Source organism: Finegoldia magna (genome assembly GCF_003182075.1).
Taxonomy (GTDB): domain Bacteria; phylum Bacillota; class Clostridia; order Tissierellales; family Peptoniphilaceae; genus Finegoldia; species Finegoldia magna.
Genome location: NZ_QGTH01000023.1, coordinates 26,413 through 27,001, shown reverse-complemented (window position 1 = coordinate 27,001; position 589 = coordinate 26,413).

Here is a 589-nt window from a genome sequence, read left to right as displayed (position 1 = left end):
AAATATTCTAGTACTAATTTTATTTTAAATTCTTTTGTGTATTTTGGCATACAAAAACCCCTCCATCCGTATTCCGGATTTTGGGGTTCAGGTTAACAAGGAACTCTCAAAATAAAAAATTGCCAACATATCATAAATTAAAACAAAGCAGAAAACCACAATTGCCCGAAAATAAATAAATCCTAAGCTCATGAACCTAAAATCTCAAGTGCGAGCTTCGCTCTGGCACCAGTGAGATTTCTTAACGGTTCATTTCGCTTGGATTTATACTTATTTTCTCCAGATGATATTCTACAGCAATTGTAGTAATCTGCTTTTTTCTCGTTTAGAGATATGTAAACCTATCGTAATTTTCAAATTCATATCCAGGATTTTTAGAGTATTTCATGCAAAAACCATAAGTTTATCCGTAAAATCCTTTAAAATAAAAGGCTTTAACTAAGCGAGTCATCTGGAAAAAATTGTGAAAACTCAATCGCAGAAATCCGGTCAAAATTTGACCGCTTGAGTGCGGAGCACGAGCTTCAAATTTTAGGAGACCAAGATTTAGAAATCACAAATTTCTGTAGACCAGATATTCGAGCAACAC